This is a genomic window from Nonomuraea typhae, assembly GCF_009760925.1.
GTDB classification, from domain to species: Bacteria; Actinomycetota; Actinomycetes; order Streptosporangiales; family Streptosporangiaceae; genus Nonomuraea; species Nonomuraea typhae.
Genome location: NZ_VRLV01000022.1, coordinates 83,218 through 100,152 on the forward strand (window position 1 = coordinate 83,218; position 16,935 = coordinate 100,152).

19 protein-coding genes and 3 tRNA genes are annotated in these 16,935 nt (G+C 69.0%); 11 read left to right on the forward strand and 11 right to left on the reverse strand.

The features are described 5' to 3' along the window. The first annotated feature begins 3 nt into the window (after nt 1-3). The 3 genes from FVE25_RS49550 to FVE25_RS49560 are packed head-to-tail and all read left to right on the forward strand — an operon-like array spanning nt 4 to nt 3,622. Nucleotides 4-1,383 (forward strand): DNA double-strand break repair nuclease NurA, encoded by a 1,380-nt coding sequence (locus tag FVE25_RS49550; protein ID WP_157254378.1) that lies wholly within the window; start codon nt 4-6, stop codon nt 1,381-1,383. Next, nucleotides 1,380-2,507, forward strand: coding sequence for a DNA adenine methylase (locus tag FVE25_RS49555; protein ID WP_157254379.1), 1,128 nt, complete (start codon nt 1,380-1,382; stop codon nt 2,505-2,507). Before FVE25_RS49550 ends, FVE25_RS49555 begins: the two co-directional genes overlap by 4 nt. Continuing rightward, nucleotides 2,504-3,622, forward strand: a complete 1,119-nt coding sequence (locus FVE25_RS49560) for a hypothetical protein (RefSeq protein WP_157254380.1) — start codon at nt 2,504-2,506, stop codon at nt 3,620-3,622. Before FVE25_RS49555 ends, FVE25_RS49560 begins: the two co-directional genes overlap by 4 nt. A gap of 1 nt (nt 3,623) precedes the next feature. Here the strand turns inward: FVE25_RS49560 and FVE25_RS49565 are convergent, their stop codons facing one another. From FVE25_RS49565 to FVE25_RS49580, 4 genes are read right to left on the reverse strand one after another with little or no spacing between them, the layout of a single operon-like run. Continuing rightward, on the reverse strand, nt 3,624-4,802 hold the full coding sequence (locus FVE25_RS49565; protein WP_157254381.1) for an ABC transporter permease: 1,179 nt from the start codon (nt 4,800-4,802) through the stop codon (nt 3,624-3,626). Further along, the gene (locus FVE25_RS49570; RefSeq protein WP_157254382.1) at nt 4,799-5,455 is read right to left on the reverse strand and encodes an ABC transporter ATP-binding protein; all 657 of its coding nucleotides are present in this window, start codon (nt 5,453-5,455) and stop codon (nt 4,799-4,801) included. The genes FVE25_RS49565 and FVE25_RS49570 overlap by 4 nt, the downstream gene beginning before the upstream one ends. Then, nucleotides 5,452-6,507: an efflux RND transporter periplasmic adaptor subunit gene (locus tag FVE25_RS49575; RefSeq protein ID WP_157254383.1), complete on the reverse strand. Its 1,056-nt coding sequence runs from the start codon at nt 6,505-6,507 to the stop codon at nt 5,452-5,454. Before FVE25_RS49575 ends, FVE25_RS49570 begins: the two co-directional genes overlap by 4 nt. Next, nucleotides 6,504-7,004 carry a hypothetical protein gene (locus FVE25_RS49580; protein ID WP_157254384.1) on the reverse strand — a complete coding sequence of 167 codons (501 nt, stop codon included), beginning with the start codon at nt 7,002-7,004 and terminating at the stop codon, nt 6,504-6,506. The genes FVE25_RS49575 and FVE25_RS49580 overlap by 4 nt, the downstream gene beginning before the upstream one ends. Before the next feature lie 89 nt (nt 7,005-7,093). Between FVE25_RS49580 and FVE25_RS49585 the strand changes: the two genes are divergently transcribed. Both FVE25_RS49585 and FVE25_RS49590 read left to right on the forward strand, forming a co-directional pair. After that, nucleotides 7,094-7,738, forward strand: coding sequence for a response regulator transcription factor (locus tag FVE25_RS49585; protein ID WP_157254385.1), 645 nt, complete (start codon nt 7,094-7,096; stop codon nt 7,736-7,738). Next, entirely contained in the window at nt 7,735-8,856 is a 1,122-nt protein-coding gene (locus tag FVE25_RS49590; RefSeq protein WP_157254386.1) for a sensor histidine kinase, read from the forward strand. The genes FVE25_RS49585 and FVE25_RS49590 overlap by 4 nt, the downstream gene beginning before the upstream one ends. On the opposite strand, the gene FVE25_RS49595 is transcribed toward FVE25_RS49590, so the two are convergent. Then, nucleotides 8,846-9,601: a putative protein N(5)-glutamine methyltransferase gene (locus FVE25_RS49595; RefSeq protein ID WP_157254387.1), complete on the reverse strand. Its 756-nt coding sequence runs from the start codon at nt 9,599-9,601 to the stop codon at nt 8,846-8,848. The two genes, FVE25_RS49590 and FVE25_RS49595, sit on opposite strands and share 11 nt — an antisense overlap. Nucleotides 9,602-9,980: 379 nt before the next feature. Here FVE25_RS49595 and FVE25_RS49600 point away from each other — a divergent pair, with 379 nt between their 5' ends. Next, nucleotides 9,981-10,352: a hypothetical protein gene (locus FVE25_RS49600; protein WP_157254388.1), complete on the forward strand. Its 372-nt coding sequence runs from the start codon at nt 9,981-9,983 to the stop codon at nt 10,350-10,352. A 44-nt stretch (nt 10,353-10,396) separates the two neighbouring features. On the opposite strand, the gene FVE25_RS49605 is transcribed toward FVE25_RS49600, so the two are convergent. Next, entirely contained in the window at nt 10,397-11,041 is a 645-nt protein-coding gene (locus tag FVE25_RS49605) for a winged helix-turn-helix transcriptional regulator (RefSeq protein WP_157254389.1), read from the reverse strand. Between the two features lie 86 nt (nt 11,042-11,127). Here FVE25_RS49605 and FVE25_RS49610 point away from each other — a divergent pair, with 86 nt between their 5' ends. The 3 genes from FVE25_RS49610 (at nt 11,128) to FVE25_RS49620 (ending at nt 12,733) form a co-directional block, all read left to right on the forward strand. Further along, nucleotides 11,128-11,535, forward strand: coding sequence for a DUF1761 domain-containing protein (locus FVE25_RS49610; protein WP_157254390.1), 408 nt, complete (start codon nt 11,128-11,130; stop codon nt 11,533-11,535). Between the two features lie 121 nt (nt 11,536-11,656). Further along, entirely contained in the window at nt 11,657-11,884 is a 228-nt protein-coding gene (locus tag FVE25_RS49615) for a hypothetical protein (protein WP_157254391.1), read from the forward strand. Nucleotides 11,885-11,914: 30 nt separating this feature from the next. Further along, nucleotides 11,915-12,733: a CPBP family intramembrane glutamic endopeptidase gene (locus FVE25_RS49620; protein WP_157254392.1), complete on the forward strand. Its 819-nt coding sequence runs from the start codon at nt 11,915-11,917 to the stop codon at nt 12,731-12,733. A gap of 256 nt (nt 12,734-12,989) precedes the next feature. On the opposite strand, the gene FVE25_RS49625 is transcribed toward FVE25_RS49620, so the two are convergent. The 4 genes from FVE25_RS49625 to FVE25_RS49640 form a co-directional block, all read right to left on the reverse strand. Then, nucleotides 12,990-13,066: transfer RNA gene (locus FVE25_RS49625), tRNA-Phe, on the reverse strand. Between the two features lie 5 nt (nt 13,067-13,071). Next, nucleotides 13,072-13,146 (reverse strand) — tRNA-Asp (locus FVE25_RS49630). A gap of 79 nt (nt 13,147-13,225) precedes the next feature. Next, nucleotides 13,226-13,298, reverse strand: a tRNA-Glu gene (locus tag FVE25_RS49635). Between the two features lie 7 nt (nt 13,299-13,305). After that, a complete protein-coding gene (locus tag FVE25_RS49640; protein WP_157254393.1) occupies nt 13,306-14,850 on the reverse strand; it encodes a metallophosphoesterase family protein in 1,545 nt (514 codons plus the stop codon). A 33-nt stretch (nt 14,851-14,883) separates the two neighbouring features. Between FVE25_RS49640 and FVE25_RS49645 the strand changes: the two genes are divergently transcribed. Continuing rightward, entirely contained in the window at nt 14,884-15,234 is a 351-nt protein-coding gene (locus FVE25_RS49645; RefSeq protein WP_181019961.1) for a metallopeptidase family protein, read from the forward strand. A gap of 125 nt (nt 15,235-15,359) precedes the next feature. Next, a complete protein-coding gene (locus tag FVE25_RS49650; protein WP_157254395.1) occupies nt 15,360-16,637 on the forward strand; it encodes an MFS transporter in 1,278 nt (425 codons plus the stop codon). Here FVE25_RS49650 and FVE25_RS49655 read toward each other — a convergent pair whose 3' ends face one another. Next, nucleotides 16,638-16,907 carry a PspC domain-containing protein gene (locus FVE25_RS49655; RefSeq protein ID WP_157254396.1) on the reverse strand — a complete coding sequence of 90 codons (270 nt, stop codon included), beginning with the start codon at nt 16,905-16,907 and terminating at the stop codon, nt 16,638-16,640. It abuts the gene before it with no gap. Nucleotides 16,908-16,935 lie beyond the last annotated feature (28 nt).

Here is a 16,935-nt window from a genome sequence, read left to right on the forward strand (position 1 = left end):
GCCATGCCGTACGAGACCTCTGGAGGCGACCAGCACGAGCTCGCCTCACGGCTCGGTCACACCCACGCGATCGTCCGCGCGCTGGCCGAGGAGGCGCACTTCTACGTCCCCGCGGAGCACGTCCGCGACATCGCCTGGCTCCAGCCCAAGATCCGCCACAGATCCGAGCTCGCGCGGGCCGACGAGCATCGGCTGACCGGGGTGATCGGCGTCGACGGCTCGCTCATGGTCGTCCCCGTGCGCGACGGCCTGCCTTCCGTGCGGTACGGCTACGCGCAGGCGGCGGCCATCTGGCTGGACCTGGAGCTGATGCAGGCCCAGCGCAAGGAACGCTTCGTCGATCCGGTCGCGCTGCACGAGGCGGTGAAATCCAACCTGATCTCGATGGACATGCCGGTCGCCGGCGCCTACCTGCGTGAAGGGATGTCCATCGAGGACTCCTGGCGCGAGTCGGTCGACCGGCTCTTCCGCGAGAAGAAGATCGAGGTGAACCGGCTCGACCAGAGCCTGCTGGAGCTGCTCATGCTGCTGCACGGCCGGCCCGGGGCGCCGGCCCACACCGTCCCCGTGGACTGCCCGCGGCAGTCGTGCCGGTGGAAGGACGTCGCGGTGCCCGAGGCGGGCCGGCCCTGCCCGAGGTGCGGGAGCGCCCTCTACCCCACCGACACCCTGCGGATCTACGAGGAGGTGGTGGAGGACGGCGAGAACAGCACCGCGCTCGGCCGGCTCATGCAGGTCGTGGAGCTCCTGGTGCTGGTGGGCCTGTCCACCCTGCTGTGGCGGCTGTCGCGGACGGAGTTGTTCACCTCGACGCTGTTCGTCATCGACGGGCCGATGGCGGTCTACGGGCCGCCCGCCAAGCTCAGAGGGCGAGCCCTCGGCTACTTCCAGAGCATGGAGCCCGGCCCCTTCGTCTGCGGCGTGGAGAAGACCGGCACGGCGGTCGACTACGCCCGCTCGCTGGTCCGCCACGAGGTGCTCAAACCCGGCGATCTCCTCCTGGTCGATGACGAGGTCATCGCCAAGATGACCAATGCCGGCAATCCCCTCGCCTACGGTTCAGAGACCTACTGGGGCCGCAAGTTCTTCTACCGCTCACTCGACGGGCGCGTTGTGGTGATCACCGTGCTGCCCGGCTCGGGCGCCCCCTACGATGACCACGGCGGGCAGGCGGATCCGGCCGCCTATCCCTCGCTGCCGGCCATTCTCGACGTCGTCGACAGAACGGGGTCGTCCATGTACCGGGACGGGCTCATCCCCGTCGCCCTCGCCCACTCGAAGGCCGCCTACCCGATCGGCGTGGGCACCGACGTCCTCCGGCTCGTCGCCAAGCAGAAGCTCGGCCTGCGCGACGCTCCCGACGACGGGCCCGCCGGCCGATGAGCACGCCGACCCCCGCCCTGGCCTACCGCCGCATCACGCCGGGCGCCGCGCCCCGCCACATCGGCGCGACGCCACGGGCCGTCCGCGAGATCGGGAAACTCGACGGCGCGGACCCCGCCGGCATCCGCTACCTCTCGCCCCTGCGCTATCCGGGGGCGAAGTCCGGGCTGGCCGCGGCCATCGGTGAGCTCGTCGCGTCGGCGTCGCGCTCCCTGGGCAGGCCGAGCCTCTTCGTCGAGCCCTTCGCCGGAGGCGCCTCCACCTCGCTCAGGCTGGTCAGCTCGGGGCTCGTGGACCGCGTGCTGCTGGCCGACGCCGACCCGCTGGTCGCCAGGTTCTGGCAGATCGCCGCCGCCGAGACCGACTGGCTCATCGACCGCATGCTCGACGAGCCGATCACCCTCCAGCGGTGGGACTACTGGCGGTCCTGGCAGCCGCGATCCCGCGACGACCGCGAGGTGGCGGTCAAGTGCCTGTTCCTGAACCGGACGACGTTCTCCGGGATCCTGCACGGGCGCGCCGGACCCATCGGCGGGCGGAAGCAGGAGAGCCCGTACAAGATCGACTGCCGGTTCAACAAGGAGAACCTGGCCGAGCGCCTGCGCGTCGTCGGCAGGTTGTACGCCGGCAACCGCATCGTCGACGTCTGGTGCAAGGACTGGCGGGAAACCCTGGACGACGTCACCGAGTGGTACCCCCACCTGCTGCCGGACAAGGTGATCTCCTACCTGGACCCGCCGTACATCGACAAGTCGGAGCGGCTGTACGGCCGGTCCTTCGACCCCGGCGGCGGGTACGCCATGCAGGAGGCCGCCTGGACCGACGGGCTCGCCCACCACCGCCTCGCGGAATACCTCCGGCGGGAGGCGCAGCACCGGTGGATCCTCTCCTACGACAACCATCCGGACCTGACGGCCGATCCCGGGCTCTATGCCGCGCGCCGGATGACGCCAAGGGACGACCTCCTGAGGGTCAGGGCCTGGCGCATCTCCCGTCGCCTGGTCGACCTCCACTACACCGTGTCGAGCAACATGCGGAACCGGCGCCGTGAGCTGCTGCTGACCACGTTGCCGCCGGCCCGCGTGCCCGCCAACGAGCGGTTCATCTCCCCAGAGGATCCATGACCTCCCCCTTCGACGTGTTCACGCAGAACCTGGACTACGCCCGCCAGATCGTGAAGGGCGCCCGCCTGCTGGCGGGCCTCGGGGTGAGCTCCTTCGACGTGGACGACCTGTACCGGGCCGCCTGGGTCCAGGCGGTGGCGGCGCTCGACCACTGGGCGCACGAGGAGATCTACCATCGGGCGGCCGCCATCGCCCTGCGGCCGGACGATCCCGGCAAGCCCAGGAAGTTCCTGGCCTTCGAGATCCCCATGCGGCTCGTCGAGGAGGTGAGCGCGGGACTCGTCTCCTTGGAGGCCGGATTCCGCGACCATCTGAAGAAGTCGCTGAGCCACCGGTCCTACCAGAACCCGGTCAAGATCAAGGAGGGGTTCGCGCTGGTCAGCGACCTGCCGCTGTGGGAGGAGGTGGCCAAGGCGCTCAGCGCGCAGCGCTCCGGCGGGACCCGGGTCGCGCCGAAGGACGTGACCGACCGGCTCACGGCCGTGGCCAACCGCCGTAACAAGATCTCCCACGAGGCCGACCGCGACCCCGATCTCCCGGGCGCCAAGCTGGCCATCGACGCCGACGAGGTCCAGGCGGTCATCGACTTCCTGGAGACCGTCGCCGCCGCCATCGTCGAGGTTCTGGACCGTGAGCGGCGGCCCGCGGAGACGGCCGCGCCCGCGCTGCCGATGCCCCGTGCGCCGGCCGTCGAACTGTCCCAGCGTTTCGACGCCCTGCTCGGCCGCTACCCGGAGGAGGCTCCGGCCGTCACCGGCATCCTCCAGCGGTGGGTCAAGCTGGGCGGTTCGATCACCTACAGCGGAACCGAGACGTCCTGCCTGCTCGTCCTCGACGGCGAGGACTTCGACTACTGGGCCGTCTCGATCAGCCCGCCCATCCGCAAGATCCACATCACGTTCGACCATCTGAGCCGCCGCCCGCCGTTCGACGACATCGGGCTCCGCCGCGAGCTTCTGCTCAGGGTCAACGAGATCCCCGGGGTGTCCCTGCCGGAGGACAACGAGAGCCTGGCCGGCCGGCCCGCCTTCCCCCTCGCCGCCCTGCGCGGCCCGGGAGCCGACCGCCTCTGGGCCGCGCTCGAGTGGTTCGCCTCCCAGGTGCCTCGAGAGTGACTCAAACGGTCAGGGCCACCGTCGGGGACAGGCGGGCGGCGCGCATGGCCGGGTAGATGCCGGCGACCGTGCCGATGAGCAGGGTGGCCAGGACGGCGCCGCCGATGGCCCAGGGCGGGACCACCGGTGGCCAGTCGCGGGAGACCGCGTAGGCGACCGTGGCGACGGTACCCAGGAAGGCCCCCGCCACCCCGCCCAGCGCCGACAGCAGCAGCGACTCGGCCAGGAACTGCACCCTGACCTGGCCGCGGGTCGCGCCCAGGGAGCGGCGCAGGCCGATCTCCTTGCGTCGTTCCAGGACCGAGATGACCATGGTGTTGGCCACGCCCACCCCTCCCACGAGCAGGGCCACGGCGCCCAGGCCCAGCAGGAGGCTGGTGAAGGCGCCCGCGGCGGCGGCCTTGGCGGCCAGGGCGTCGGACGGCCTGCTGACCTCCACCTCGTTGGGGTTCTCCGGGTTCACCGTCCTCGGCAGGGCCTCGCGGACCGCGGGCACCGCGGCGTCGCTCGAGCGTTCGTAGATCGTGGTGGGGTGCCCGTCGAAGGACAGGTACGTCTCCGCGGCGGCGAACCCGACCAGGACCGAACGCTCGACCTCCGGAGCCAGCGGCATCGGATTCAGGATCCCGATCACGCTGAACCAGCGGTTGCCGATCCACACCCGCACGCCGGTCCTGGTGATCCCCAGGCGCTCCGCCGCCTTCGCGCCCAGCACGACGGCGGGCTGCCGGGCCGTGGCGGCATTCAGCCAGGCGCCCTGCGCCACGCTTCCCTCCAGGGTCTTCAGCAGCGGGATCGTGGCAGCCTGTACGGCGAGGCCGCCGGTCACCGCCTCCGGGATGTGGGCGGTCCTGCGCACGGTCGCCTCGACGGTGCCGGTGGCTCCGGCCGTCTGCACGTGTTCCATGCGCCCGACCATCCCGGCGGCGTTCTCCGGCAGCTTGGCCTGCTGGCCGAAGAGGGTCTGCCCGGCGGAGACGGTCAGCATGTTGGTGCCGAGCTGGTCGAGCTGGCGCAGCAGCTGTTCCCTGGACGACGACGAGATCCCGATCACCGCGATCATCGTGGCGATGCCGATCGCGATGCCGAGCGCGGACAGGACCACCCGGGTGGGGCGGCTGCGCAGACCGGCGGCGCCGACGCGCATGACGTCCGACGGGCTGAGCCGGGCGGGCTTCATGAGACGGCTCCGTCCCGTACCTTGACCTGGCGCGGGCACCAGGCGGCCACGTCCATGTCGTGGGTGATGACGGCGATGGTGGTGCCGGAGGCGTGCAGGTCGCCCAGGATGCGCAGCACCTCGGCCCCGGAGGCGCTGTCGAGGTTGCCGGTCGGCTCGTCGGCCAGCAGCAGCGGCGGATCCCCGGCAACCGCTCTGGCGACGGCGACCCGCTGCTGTTCGCCGCCGGACAGCTGGTTGGGCTTGTGGCCGAGGCGGTGGCCGAGTCCGACGCGTTCGAGCGCGGCGGCGGCCTTCTCCCGGCGCACCCGGCGGGGCGTGCCGGTGTAGAGGAGGCCGTCGGCCACGTTGTCCAGCGCGCTGACGCCGGGCGAGAGGTGGAACTGCTGGAAGACGAAGCCCAGGTGCTTGGCCCGCAGCGCCGACAGCTGCCGGTCGCTGAGCGTGGCGATGTCGTGCCCGGCGATGCGGACGATGCCGGTGGTGGGCCGGTCCAGGGTGCCGATCAGGTTGAGCATCGTGGACTTGCCCGAGCCGGACGGGCCGACGATCGCGACCAGCTCGCCGTACTCGACGGTGAGGTCCACGCCGCGCAGCGCCTGCACGTCGCCGTGGTAGGTCTTGGTCACCTGGCGCAGCTCGATGACGCTCATGTGGCCGGCACCCCGACCTTCATGCCCTCCGCGAGCCCGGAGCCCTTGACCTCGACCCGGCCGCTGCCGAACGCGCCGAGCTCCACGGGGACGATCTTGTTGCCGCCGCCCTCGATGACCTCGACGCCGAAGCCGCCGGTGCTGGTGGCCAGCAGCGCCTCGACCGGGACGGTGAGCACGCCCTTGACCCGCTCGCTCTCCAGCTCCACGTCCACGGGCGCCTGGTCGAGCCGGGTCTTGGGCTTCTTGTTGAGCGTGATGTCCACGTCCACGGTGGTGGTCTGGTTCTCCTGCGAGCCGCTGGTCTCGGCGACGGTGCCGACCGCGGTGATCTTTCCCTTGGCGCGTTCGCCGCCGGGCAGCTCGACCGTGACCTTGGCGCCCTTCCTGGCCAGCTCCTGATCGTCGGTGTCGAGGTCCACGTGCACCAGCCGCTTGGTGCCGGTGACCTTGAACACCTCCTGGCCGGGCATCGTCTTGCGGCCGACCGCGGTCTTCACCTCGCCGATCCGGACCGCGCCCTTCTGGAAGACCACCTGGGCGGCGTCCACCCGGCCGGTCTCCGGCAGGCCGCGATCCTCCTGCCACTCCAGGACGGCCAGGTAGGTGGCGTAGGTGAACTCGTCGTCCACGGTCAGGTCGTCGCCGTAGCCGAGGGCCTTGAGGTTGCGTTCGAGCTGGGTGACGTCCGGGCCTTCGACGCCCCGCTCCAGGGTGCGGTACAGGGGGAGCTTGCCGTACATGAGCGTGACGGGTTCGCGGTCCACCCGCATCAGCGAGCGGCCCCGCTTGACCAGCGCGCCCTCCTCCGGGACCCAGGTGACGGTGCCGCGCGCCTCGGTGGTGACCGTGCGCTCGTCGGCGTAGGTCAGCGTGCCGTCCACGGTCTCGGTGTCGACGAGGTCCTGCCGGGTGATGTCCGCGGTGGCCGGCGCGGGCGCCCTGGTCGGCGCCGCCGTACCCGTGCCGCTGTCGCTGAGTACGGCTGTCGCCGTCCAGGCGGCGGCCGCGCCCACGAGCGCGACCGCGGCGGCTGCCAGGAGCTTCCTCACGGCTTCTTCACCGCGCCGGGCGCGAACTGCTTGCACGCCTCCTGGGCCTTCTGCATCTTGTCGCCGTCACCGGGGCCCCCGGTCATCATGATGCCGCCGTTGGCCGTCGGGTCGGGCACGTCGACGCCGTTCTCACGCATGCACTGGGCGAACTTGACCATCTTGTCGCGCGCCTCCGGGTCCGCGTTGGCGCCCCTGTCGCCCATGACGCCCTTGAGGTGTTCCTGGCACTTTTGCTGGGCCTTGTCGACCGTGCTCTTGTCGACGCCTTCGGGGAGCCTGATCTGGATGCGGCCGTCGTCGCCCGGGTCATCCATCTTGACGCCGTTCTCGCGCATGCACTGGGCGTATTTGAGCTGGGCGTCACGGGCGTTGCCCGACGGGCTGGCCGAGGCCGCGCCGGAGGCGCCGGCGGTCGTCGCTCCGGTGGAGGTGGTGCCGCAGGCGACGAGGGTCAGAAGGATGGCCGCGACGGCCGGGACGATGCGTAGGTTCATGGCACCGCACTTCACCGAAGCCGGTGCTAAACGCGGATAAGCCGCCGTATTTACCTGGCGCTAACACCTCATCAGCGACCCTGACCTGCATGCGGGTGCTAGTCGTCGAGGACGAGGAACAGATGGCCGACGCCATCGCGCGCGGGCTCCGGCTCAACGCCATGGCCGTCGACGTGGCCTACGACGGGCAGGAGGCGCTGGACCTGGCCTCCTACATCGACTACTCGGTCATCGTGCTCGACCGGGACCTGCCCGCGGTGCACGGGGACGACGTGTGCCGCGAGCTGATGTCCCGCAGCCGGATCATCATGCTGACCGCCGCCGGGCAGTTGCACGACCGGGTGGACGGGCTGACGCTCGGCGCCGACGACTACCTGGTCAAGCCGTTCGCCTTCGCCGAGCTGGTGGCCAGGGTGCGGACGCTGGCCCGCCGTACCGACCGGGGCGAGGCGCCGGTCCTCGAACGCGCGGGCATCCGGCTCGACCCCGCCCGCCGTACGGTCACCCGCGACGGCGCCGACGTCGGCCTGAACCGCAAGGAGTTCGACGTCCTGCACGAGCTGCTGCGCGCCGGCGGAAAGCTGCTCACCTCGATCGAGCTGCGCAGGAAGGTGTGGGACGAGTACGCGGACGGCGGCACCGGCGTGCTGCGGGTCACGCTGACCTCGCTGCGCAGGAAGCTCGGCACCCCCGCGGTGATCGAGAACGTCCCCGGCCGCGGGTACCGCCTGTGAAGCGGCTCGGCCTGCGGATGCGGCTCACCCTGCTGTACGGCGGGCTGTTCTTCCTGGCGGGCAGCGCGTTGTTGTGGATCACCTATCTGATGACCGCGCGGTCCGTGAGCCAGAAGTTCGTCAAGGTCATCGGCGGCGGCCCCCAGGGCGGCGAGCCGCCGTCCGGCGACGTGGTCTTCAAGGCCGCCCAGGCCGAGATGGAACAACGCGCCGGCGCCGTGCTCGACGAGACCCTGCGCTGGTCGGTCAGCGCGATGGTGCTGATCGGGATCGCGGCCGTGGTCATCGGCTACCTGGTCGCCGACCGGGCGCTGCGACCGCTGAACAAGGTGACCGAGACCGCCCAGCGCCTGTCCGAGAGCACGTTGCACGAGCGCATCGCGCTGGAAGGGCCGCAGGACGAGGTCAAGCGGCTGGCCGACACCTTCGACGCGATGCTCGGCAGGCTGCACCGGGTCTTCGACGCGCAACGCCGCTTCATCGCCAACGCCTCGCACGAGCTGCGCACCCCGCTGGCCATCAACCGGACCGTCCTGGAGGTGTCCCTGGAGGAACCCGAAGCCTCGCCCGACCTCAAGGCGCTGGCCAGGGCGCTGCTGGGGACCAACGCCCGCTACGAGCGGCTGATCGAGGGGCTCCTGCTGCTCGCGCAGTCGGAGCAGGAGCTGGGCACCCGCAAGCCGGTCCAGGTGGAGCATGTCGTGCGGACCGCGCTGGAGCTCACCGCAGTCAAGCGCGACATCACCGTTCACCAGGATCTGCGGCCGGTCGTCGTCGAGGGCGATCCGCTGTTTCTCGAGCGTTGCGTGTTCAACCTGCTGGAGAACGCGCTCAAGTACAACGTGCGGGGCGGGCGGGTGTGGGTTTCGCTGCGGGAGGAGTACGGCGGGGCCGCCTTCACCGTCGAGAACACCGGGCCGGTGATCTCGCCCTTCGAAGTGGATGACCTGTTCGAGCCGTTCCGGCGTCATGGGGATCGGGTGCAGTCCGGCCGGGGGGCCGGGCTCGGGCTGTCGATCGTCCGGGCCATCGCGGAGGCGCACGGGGGCACCGTCAGCGCGCAGCCTCGCCACGAAGGCGGGCTGTCGGTGACCGTGCGCCTCCCGCTCACTCCTTGACGCCTACGATGACCGTCGCGTGGAATTCGGCCGAGCGCAGCACCTGCCCGCGCAGCCCGGCCGCCTCCACCACCGCTCGGGCCGCCTCAGCCTGACGTTCGCCGGTCTCGAACAGCAGATGGCCGCCCGGAGCCAGCCACCGCGGCGCCTCGGCCGTCACCCTGCGCAGGACGTCCAGGCCGTCCGGGCCGCCGTCCAGCGTCACCAGCGGCTCGTGCTCCCTGGCCTCCTGCGGCAGGAATCCGATGTCGGCTGTCGGCACATAGGGGACGTTGGCCAGGAGCACGTCCACCCGGGTGCGCAGGTGCTCCGGCAGAGGGTCGAACAGGTCGCCCTCGTACACGTTCCCCGCCAGGTTCTCGCGCGCGCACGCCACGGCGGCCGGTTCCACGTCGGCAGCGTGCAACTCGCCGCCGGTCAGCGACACCAGCGCCTTGCCCAGGGCTCCGGAACCACAGCACAGGTCGAGGATCACGCCCGGGCTCGGGACCAGCTTCGCGGCCTGCCGTACCAGGAACTCGGTACGGCGGCGCGGCACGAACACCCCGGGGCCGATGCGCACGCGCAGGCCGCAGAACTCCGCCCAGCCCACGACCTGCTCCAGCGGGTATCCCTCCGCTCTTCTGCCCACCATGGCGGCCACCTCCCCCGGGGTGGCGGCGGTGGAGAGGATCAGCTCCGCCTCGTCCTCGGCGAAGACACAGCCGGCGGCACGGAGTCTGGTGACGACTTCTTCGGGTGACACACGAACGCCTTTCGGTGCTGCGGGCGTCCCCCTGCGGTTGGCGAGATCGCCCGCGTCTCTGTAGCGGAAATCGGTCTCACCTCCTCAAGTCGGGTGCCAGGATACTGGGCCGTCTTCTGGGGACGGCAGGCGGGTGGCTTTTATCCCCATTTATTGCGATATGTCGTATTTCAGGTCACGACACCACCGGCCGCTCCACGCAGTCTCTTCCCGGCCACCCCCGCGGGACTTACGCGTCAAGCATGGTGAAACAGTCGGCCAGGGCCGGGTCTAGATCGACGTCTCGGGAAACCTTCGCGCTCCCATCGCCCGTCAAGCACATAGGTGATCGTTTGCCCAGTGCCCACAACCGAGCGAGGAAAGTGGTGATGGGGAGATCGTGACCGGCCTCTATGACCCCCCGCCGTCCGCCAAGATTCGATCGTTGCCGAAGAAGCCGTACCGTCTGATCGTGCCGCAGGCCGCGGGCAGCATCGCGCTGGTATGCGTGATCACCGTGGCGGTGTTCACGGCAAGCAGCAGCACGTCCGAGCACCCGAAACCGCCGGCCGCGGCAGGGCGCATGACGCCACGTCCAACCGTCACGGTCACCCGTACGGTGTCCACCCGGACCCCGGCGCACAGCGAGCGGAAGCCGTACCACATGCAGGTGAAGGTCACGTACTACCGCCCGGGGAAGCCGCGGCCGTTCTGCCGCCGGTATCTCGACCTCGATCGCAGATTCTGCCGGGCACTGCTCCACGGCCGCTGACCTCCTGGCGAGCTTCCCCGGTGTTTCACACACCGGGGACTCGGTCACGCGCCAGGGGCGGGGAAGACTCTGCGGAGAACCTCGGCGTCGCCCTGGAGGCGTCCTGCGGAGACCGCCTGCTCGACCGTGCACGTGCCGGCCGCAAGCCCGATGACGATCTCTGGTACGGCCGTGAGAATCGTGCCCGGCCGAGCGTCGGGCCCGGCGACCGCGCGCGGGCCGTTCTCGTCGATGTGCAGGACCATGAGGAAGCCTTCGACCTCGAGGCCGAGTTCGAGCGCGGGAGCCGCGGTCACGCCGCGTAGCATCGCCGGCAGCGCGAGCGCCAGCCAGCGCGGCTGGAACGCGTCGTCGCCACGTCCTGTCGCCAACAGCGGCGCACCCCACCTGCCAAGCGCCTCCATCGGCTCGCGGAGCCCCGCGCCCCACGGCGTCAGGGCGTAGAGGACGCCCGCATCTCCAAGCCGCCGCTCGACGATTCCATTTCCCTCCAGGCTCCGCAGGCGCTCCGCCAAGAGGTTGGTCGCGATCCCGGCGAGGGAGGTCTTCAGTTCGTTGTAGCGCAGCGGACCGGGCAGCAGTTCGCGCACGATCAGGAGGTTCCAGCGGTCGCCCACCACGTCCAAGGCGCGGGCAAGTCCGCAGAACTGCCCATAGGAGCGACCCGAAGAGTGCTTGATATTTTCCATCGTGGTTGATTATATCAAGCTCCTCGATGCGGTCGCCGGGCACGGCTCGGACCGCCCCGATGCTCGGACAACCAAGGAGTGACGCCATGGAGATCAACTGGCTTGCCACCGTGCTCGCCATCGTCGTCGGCATGGCCGTGGCGTTCGTGTGGTACAGCAAGAAGGGCTTCGGGATCGTTTGGTGGAGGTTGACCGGCATAGCTCCCGAAGACTCCAAGACGGCCAGCAGAAGGAACATGGTCCAGCTCCTCATCGCGAACAGCGTGACGGCGCTCGGACTGGCGGCCGGCATCGGGATCGCGTCGGCGGCCACAGGTAACGATTCCGTGTGGCCGGCGCTGCTGGTCGGCCTCGTGGCGTGGTTGACGTTCTCGGCGACCACGCTCCTCCAGCACAACGCCTTCGAGCTGAAGCCTCCGAAGCTGACCCTCGTCAACAGCGGCTATCAGCTGGTGCTGTTTCTCGCCATGGCGCTGGTGATCGGGCTGCTGTAGCGCCCACGGCGGATCCGGCAGCGAGACCCGCGCGGAACCGGAATTCCATCCTGACGGGCGATACCGGGTTCACCCCGTCGGGTGAGGCCGGACCGGTTCCGCCCGGCCTAGCTTCGAGACTGTGCGTTTCCTACGTCTCATCCTTCTCAGCGTCGTCATGCTCGTCGGCTGGACAGCCCGTGGCCAAGAGCCGATCGACGACTACCGCTTGAGCAAGTCGATGACGGCGACGGCGATCATGCCGCTGACGAACCGATTCTCCGTGGACGACGCGGTCGTCACGGTTCTCCCCGAGTTCAAGATGGCCGATCCGCGCTACACCAAGATCACCGCACGCTCGTCGAGCTAGATCCTCGCGCCCGCACGAAACGAGGTCATCATGACTGCGTCCCCCACGCGCTCCAGTTCCGCCAGATCAACCACTTCCGATGTCACCTGGTTCTTCGCGATCGCCGTCCTGCTGTGTTTCGCGTTGTCCGTCCCTATGGTCTTCCGGCTCGTCCCGACGGACTTCAACAACCTGATCACTCCGATCATGCAACAGACTCCGCTGCTCGCAGCGATCATCATGTGGCTTGCCCGGCGGCCCGGAACGTTCCGAGCGACGTTCGCCACCAGGTGGCGCGGCACACTCAAGTGGACCGGCATCGGCATCGGCCTCATCGCCGCGATCGCCGCGATCCAAACCGCCATCGCACTGGCATTGGGGATCTGGCAGCTCAACCCGCTTGACCAGATCTTCACGGCGACCATGTGGGTCGCTCCGGTCTTCCTCATGCAGTCGGTCTTCGCCATCGGCGAAGAGTTCGGCTGGCGCGGCTGGCTGGCGACGCGCGCCGCGTCATGGGGATTCTGGCCACTGGCCCTCGTCAGCGGCCTGGTCTGGATCGTCTGGCATCTGCCGGTCCTCGCCGTCATCGGTGATCGACCCGTCTGGGACATCGTCATCTACTACGCGGGCATGCTGCCCTGGGCGCCTCTGTTGCTCGCACTTCGCTGGCACTCGGCGAGTGTCTGGCCCGCGGTTCTGACGCACGGAGCGATCAACAGCGTCCGGGTGTACCTGCTGCAATCCGTCCCCAACGCAACGGATCACCTGCTCATCGAAGTGATCGGCTGGGTGCTCACGCTCGCCGCCGCCGTGTGGCTGATGCGCCCGAGCCGGGCGCGGCTCGTCCGCGGGCCCATCGACGGTTAGGTTGATTCCCTGCTCACGCCTGCCCTCTCGCTCAGCCGACCGTCTTCCCGCCGCGACCGATTCCGCCTTCAAGATCACGGAGATGGCCCGGTCGGCCACACCGACACGGTCGTGGCGGAGACGGTCTACCGCAAGCGGATCAGACCCGTCATGCAGGAGGGAGCCATCTTTCCACTTACCCCGGCGTCCTGGTCACGCATAAACGAAAACGCCCTGGTCAGTAACTCATGACCGGGGCGTTCTGGCTGTTCAAAGCTGGTGGTCAGGGGCAGGGTCGAACTGCCGACCTTCCGCTTTTCAGGCGGACGCTCGTACCAACTGAGCTACCTGACCCAGAGCGGTCCTGACGGGACTTGAACCCGCGACCTCCACCTTGACAGGGTGGCGAGCACTCCAAACTGCTCTACAGGACCTTGTTTGCTTGGCCTTTCGGCCTCGCCTAGCTTACCAGTCTTTCGGAGGTCTTCGACCAGCCGTTTTCCTGTTAAGCCGTGCCCCCAACGGGATTCGAACCCGTGCCGCCGCCTTGAAAGGGCGGTGTCCTAGGCCGCTAGACGATGGGGGCTCAGGATTCACATCCTGTTCCTGACGTCTTCCGTCGGAGACCTCTGAAGCATAGGGGACGATTGCCCTTCATGCCAAAGCGGTGGACCGGCGGCCGGCGTCACTGTGCCTGTGACCGGTCCCGCTGGCGACGGGGCGTTCGTTGGCTCTGGAGAAATCATACGTCCAGGGTTCTCCTCCACGTGACGCTGGATGTACACAGACTGCTCACCGAGGCCCCCCAGAGTCACATCGTCCCAGGCCTGAAGGCGTTTGCTGGTCTTGTCGAAATACAGAACCGATGCCTGGACCGGGGTCGGCTCGGGGTGTTCCAGAGCCCTCAGGCCGGCTCCCCCGGTCGAGCCCTGGACGAGGATCCGGCTGCCGGTGGGCAGGACGCTGGTCGAGCGCTCGTGGGAGTGGCCGGCCAGGATCATGGGCGTGGCCCCGGAGAAGCCGCGGGCGATGGTCGGGTCGTGGACGGCGACGAGGTCGGGCGGGGCGGCCTGCCGTACCGCGTGAGAGCGGCCGAACTCGTGCAGGCGGGCGGGGTCGGAGTCGGCGGGGACGGACTTGTCCGGGGTGAAGCGGGGGTCGCCGAGGCCGTAGATGCGCAGGCCGTTCACCTCGGCGCCGGCGTCGTCCAGGACTATGGCGTTCTTGTTGCGGGCGACGGCTTTCTCCGTGATGTCCGAGTCGTGGTTGCCGCGCACGAAGACGTACGGCACGCCGAGCTTGCCGATCTCCTCCACGAACTTGTTCTCGGGTTTGCTCCCATGGTCGGAGATGTCACCGGTGTCCACGATGAAGTCGACCTTGAACTGGTCGGTCATGGAGCGGATGACGTTCCAGGCGATGGGGTTGAGGTGGATGTCGGAGACGTGCAGGACGCGGATCGAGCCCGGATCGGCGTCGTAAACGGGCAGGTCGCGCACGGTGTCGTAGAGCTTGGAGACGTTCGTGACGAGTTTGGTGAGCTGGGCCCGGTACGACTCGAACTTGGTCACGATCTCCCCCGCGCTGCCCACCAGGGACGGCGCGGCCGCGACGAGGCCGGAGTAGCGCGGCTCCAGGACCGAGTCGGGCTTGAACGTGGCGGCGGCCAGTATCCCGGTGCCCGCCAGCGCCACAGAGGCGGCCAGAAGGCCCATCAGGCCCACTTTGGGGCGTTTGAAGACCAGCATGGTGACCACGAGCGCCCCGGCGCCCGCGCTCAGCAAGGAGCGGACGAGCAGCATGGCGAGGCCGTCGCGCAGGTCGCGCTCGAGGATGGCGGGCAGCCGGTCGGCCAGCCGCGGGTCCTCGATGAGCGCTTTGGCCTGTTCCTGGTCGATGTTCTCGAGCGAGATGCGCAGGCGCAGCGGGGCGTCGTGCGTGCGGAAGGTGAGCGTGCCCAGCGGACTGGCGTCGACGATCGTCTCGCCCTTCCAGGCGGGCCTCAGGGACATCCCCGTCTCGACCGGGCCGATCTTCGCGGCCACCGTACCGCTCAGGAAAATACCCAGCCACGCCCCTACCGCCGCGACGAACACGACCGCGGCGGACACTACCCATCTGGACTTCAGGTACTTCATACGCTTTCTTGCTTACCCGACGAGCAGGGCAGAATGGCAACTGTGATCGAGGTTCCCCGGGAGAAGTTCGAGGAACTCGTGTCCGAGGCTTTGGACATGATTCCGCCAGATCTGACCCGGCTCATGGACAACGTTGTCGTCGTGGTCGTCGACGACCCGCCAGAGCCGAACCTTCTCGGCCTGTACACCGGCGTCCCCCTCACCGAGCGCGGCGGCTGGTACTCAGCTGTCTTGCCCGATCGGATCGAGATCTACCGCAATCCGATCTGTCAGATCTGTGAGACCGAGGATGACGTGGTGGAAGAAGTCCAGATCACGGTCGTGCACGAGATCGCCCATCATTTCGGCATTGATGACGCCAGACTCCACGAGCTTGGCTGGTAAGCCGACATATCAGTGCACGCGATTACAGTTTGCAAGCGCTTGGAAGCTTTCGGTTGCGGCGTGCCAGGTGATCGGGCACCTTAGGTGACATACCGAACACACTGAGTCAGGCACAGCGGAGTCCGATGGGGGCAAGGCTTCCGGGGCGGCATCGGCGTGCCGCAGAGCGACAGGCCACGTACGGCGAGGTCATCGCCATACGCGAGTTCCGCGCGCTCTGGTACGCCCAGGGCCTGTCCCTGCTCGGCGACCAGCTGGCCCAGGTGGCGCTGGCCGTACTCGTGTACGACCGGACGAAGTCCGCGCTGGCCACCGCCGCCGTCTACGCGCTCACGTACCTTCCCTCGATCCTCGGCGGCCCCCTCCTCGCCGGCCTGGCCGACCGTTTCGCCCGCCGCGGCGTCATGATGACCTGCGACATCTTGCGCGCGATGCTGGTCGCCGGAATGGCCGTGCCCGGCATGCCGTTCCCGGTGCTCTGTGTCCTGGTCTTCTTCGTGGTCCTGCTCAGCGCCCCGTTCTCCGCCGCCCGCGCCGCCCTGCTCCCCGAGATCCTGGTCGGCGACCGCTACGTAGCCGGCTCCGCGCTCCAGAACATGACCAACCAGGCCGTCCAAATGCTCGGCTTCGCCGCGGGTGGCGCGCTGATCGCGACGCTCGGGCCGTACCGCGCCCTCGCCCTCGACGCCGCCACCTTCCTGGCCTCCGCGCTGATCCTCGTCTCAGGGGTACGGCGCCGCCCGTCCGCCACCCGCGAGGGGGCGAAACCCTCCATGTGGACCATGACACGTGCCGGAGCCGCCCTGGTCTTCGGTGACCGAAAGCTCCGGACGCTGGTGTTGTTCGCCTGGCTCTGTGGCTTTTACGTGCTTCCTGAGGGCATCGCCGTACCTTATGCGGCCACTCTGCACTCCGACCTCCCCGTGGCGGTCGTCACCGGCCTGCTGATGGCGGCCATGCCGACGGGCACCGTGGTGGGGGCGTTCTTCTTCAGCAGGTTCATCACCCCGACCGGCCGTCTGCGCGTGATGGGGTGGATGGCCATGTTGAGCTGCGCTCCGCTTATTCTGTCGGCCATGCGGCCGCCGCTGGCCATCGTCCTGGGATTGTGGATTCTGTCGGGAATCGGCGGTGCCTACCAGCTCGCGGCCAACGCCGCTTTCGTCCAGTGTGTCCCCGCGGAACGCCGGGGCCAGGCTTTCGGCCTGGTGCAGTCGGGCCTGATGGCCGTACAGGGCATCGGCATCCTGATCGGCGGATTCGCCGCGGAAAGACTCGGCCCGGAGCCGGTCGTCGCGCTGTCCGGCGTCATGGGAGTGACCACTGCGGCCGTGCTCGCCATGCTGTGGACCGAGTCCCGCGGTGACATCGCCGCCCGGGTCCGCGCCCAGGCCACCGCCTGATCACTGCTGCCAGACGTCGTCGTTCTTCTTCGCCTGCTGCTTGCCGATCAGGTCCTGGACGATCGACTCGTTGCGCCCGTCCTCCGGAATGAGCAGCCAGCCGATCGCGTACAGGCCCACGCCCATACCCCCGAACAGGGTCGCGATCGCGAGGCCGATCCTGATGATGTTCGCGTCGATCCCGACGTACTCCCCGATACCGGAGCACACGCCTCCGACGATCCTGCCCTTGCGGGTCCGGCGCAGCTGCTTGACATTCGATTCGCTCATGCCTCAAGACTGCCCCCCGACCCCGCGT

What these genes read in the sequence shown, in the direction of transcription:
- FVE25_RS49550 (WP_157254378.1), top strand. Translation starts at nt 4, where the DNA reads ATGCCGTACGAGACCTCTGGAGGCGACCAGCACGAGCTCGCCTCACGG.
- FVE25_RS49555 (WP_157254379.1), top strand. Translation starts at nt 1,380, where the DNA reads ATGAGCACGCCGACCCCCGCCCTGGCCTACCGCCGCATCACGCCGGGC.
- FVE25_RS49560 (WP_157254380.1), top strand. Translation starts at nt 2,504, where the DNA reads ATGACCTCCCCCTTCGACGTGTTCACGCAGAACCTGGACTACGCCCGC.
- FVE25_RS49565 (WP_157254381.1), bottom strand. Translation starts at nt 4,802, where the DNA reads ATGAAGCCCGCCCGGCTCAGCCCGTCGGACGTCATGCGCGTCGGCGCC.
- FVE25_RS49570 (WP_157254382.1), bottom strand. Translation starts at nt 5,455, where the DNA reads ATGAGCGTCATCGAGCTGCGCCAGGTGACCAAGACCTACCACGGCGAC.
- FVE25_RS49580 (WP_157254384.1), bottom strand. Translation starts at nt 7,004, where the DNA reads ATGAACCTACGCATCGTCCCGGCCGTCGCGGCCATCCTTCTGACCCTC.
- FVE25_RS49585 (WP_157254385.1), top strand. Translation starts at nt 7,094, where the DNA reads ATGCGGGTGCTAGTCGTCGAGGACGAGGAACAGATGGCCGACGCCATC.
- FVE25_RS49605 (WP_157254389.1), bottom strand. Translation starts at nt 11,041, where the DNA reads ATGGAAAATATCAAGCACTCTTCGGGTCGCTCCTATGGGCAGTTCTGC.
- FVE25_RS49610 (WP_157254390.1), top strand. Translation starts at nt 11,128, where the DNA reads ATGGAGATCAACTGGCTTGCCACCGTGCTCGCCATCGTCGTCGGCATG.
- FVE25_RS49620 (WP_157254392.1), top strand. Translation starts at nt 11,915, where the DNA reads ATGACTGCGTCCCCCACGCGCTCCAGTTCCGCCAGATCAACCACTTCC.
- FVE25_RS49640 (WP_157254393.1), bottom strand. Translation starts at nt 14,850, where the DNA reads ATGAAGTACCTGAAGTCCAGATGGGTAGTGTCCGCCGCGGTCGTGTTC.
- FVE25_RS49645 (WP_181019961.1), top strand. Translation starts at nt 14,884, where the DNA reads ATGGCAACTGTGATCGAGGTTCCCCGGGAGAAGTTCGAGGAACTCGTG.
- FVE25_RS49650 (WP_157254395.1), top strand. Translation starts at nt 15,360, where the DNA reads ATGGGGGCAAGGCTTCCGGGGCGGCATCGGCGTGCCGCAGAGCGACAG.
- FVE25_RS49655 (WP_157254396.1), bottom strand. Translation starts at nt 16,907, where the DNA reads ATGAGCGAATCGAATGTCAAGCAGCTGCGCCGGACCCGCAAGGGCAGG.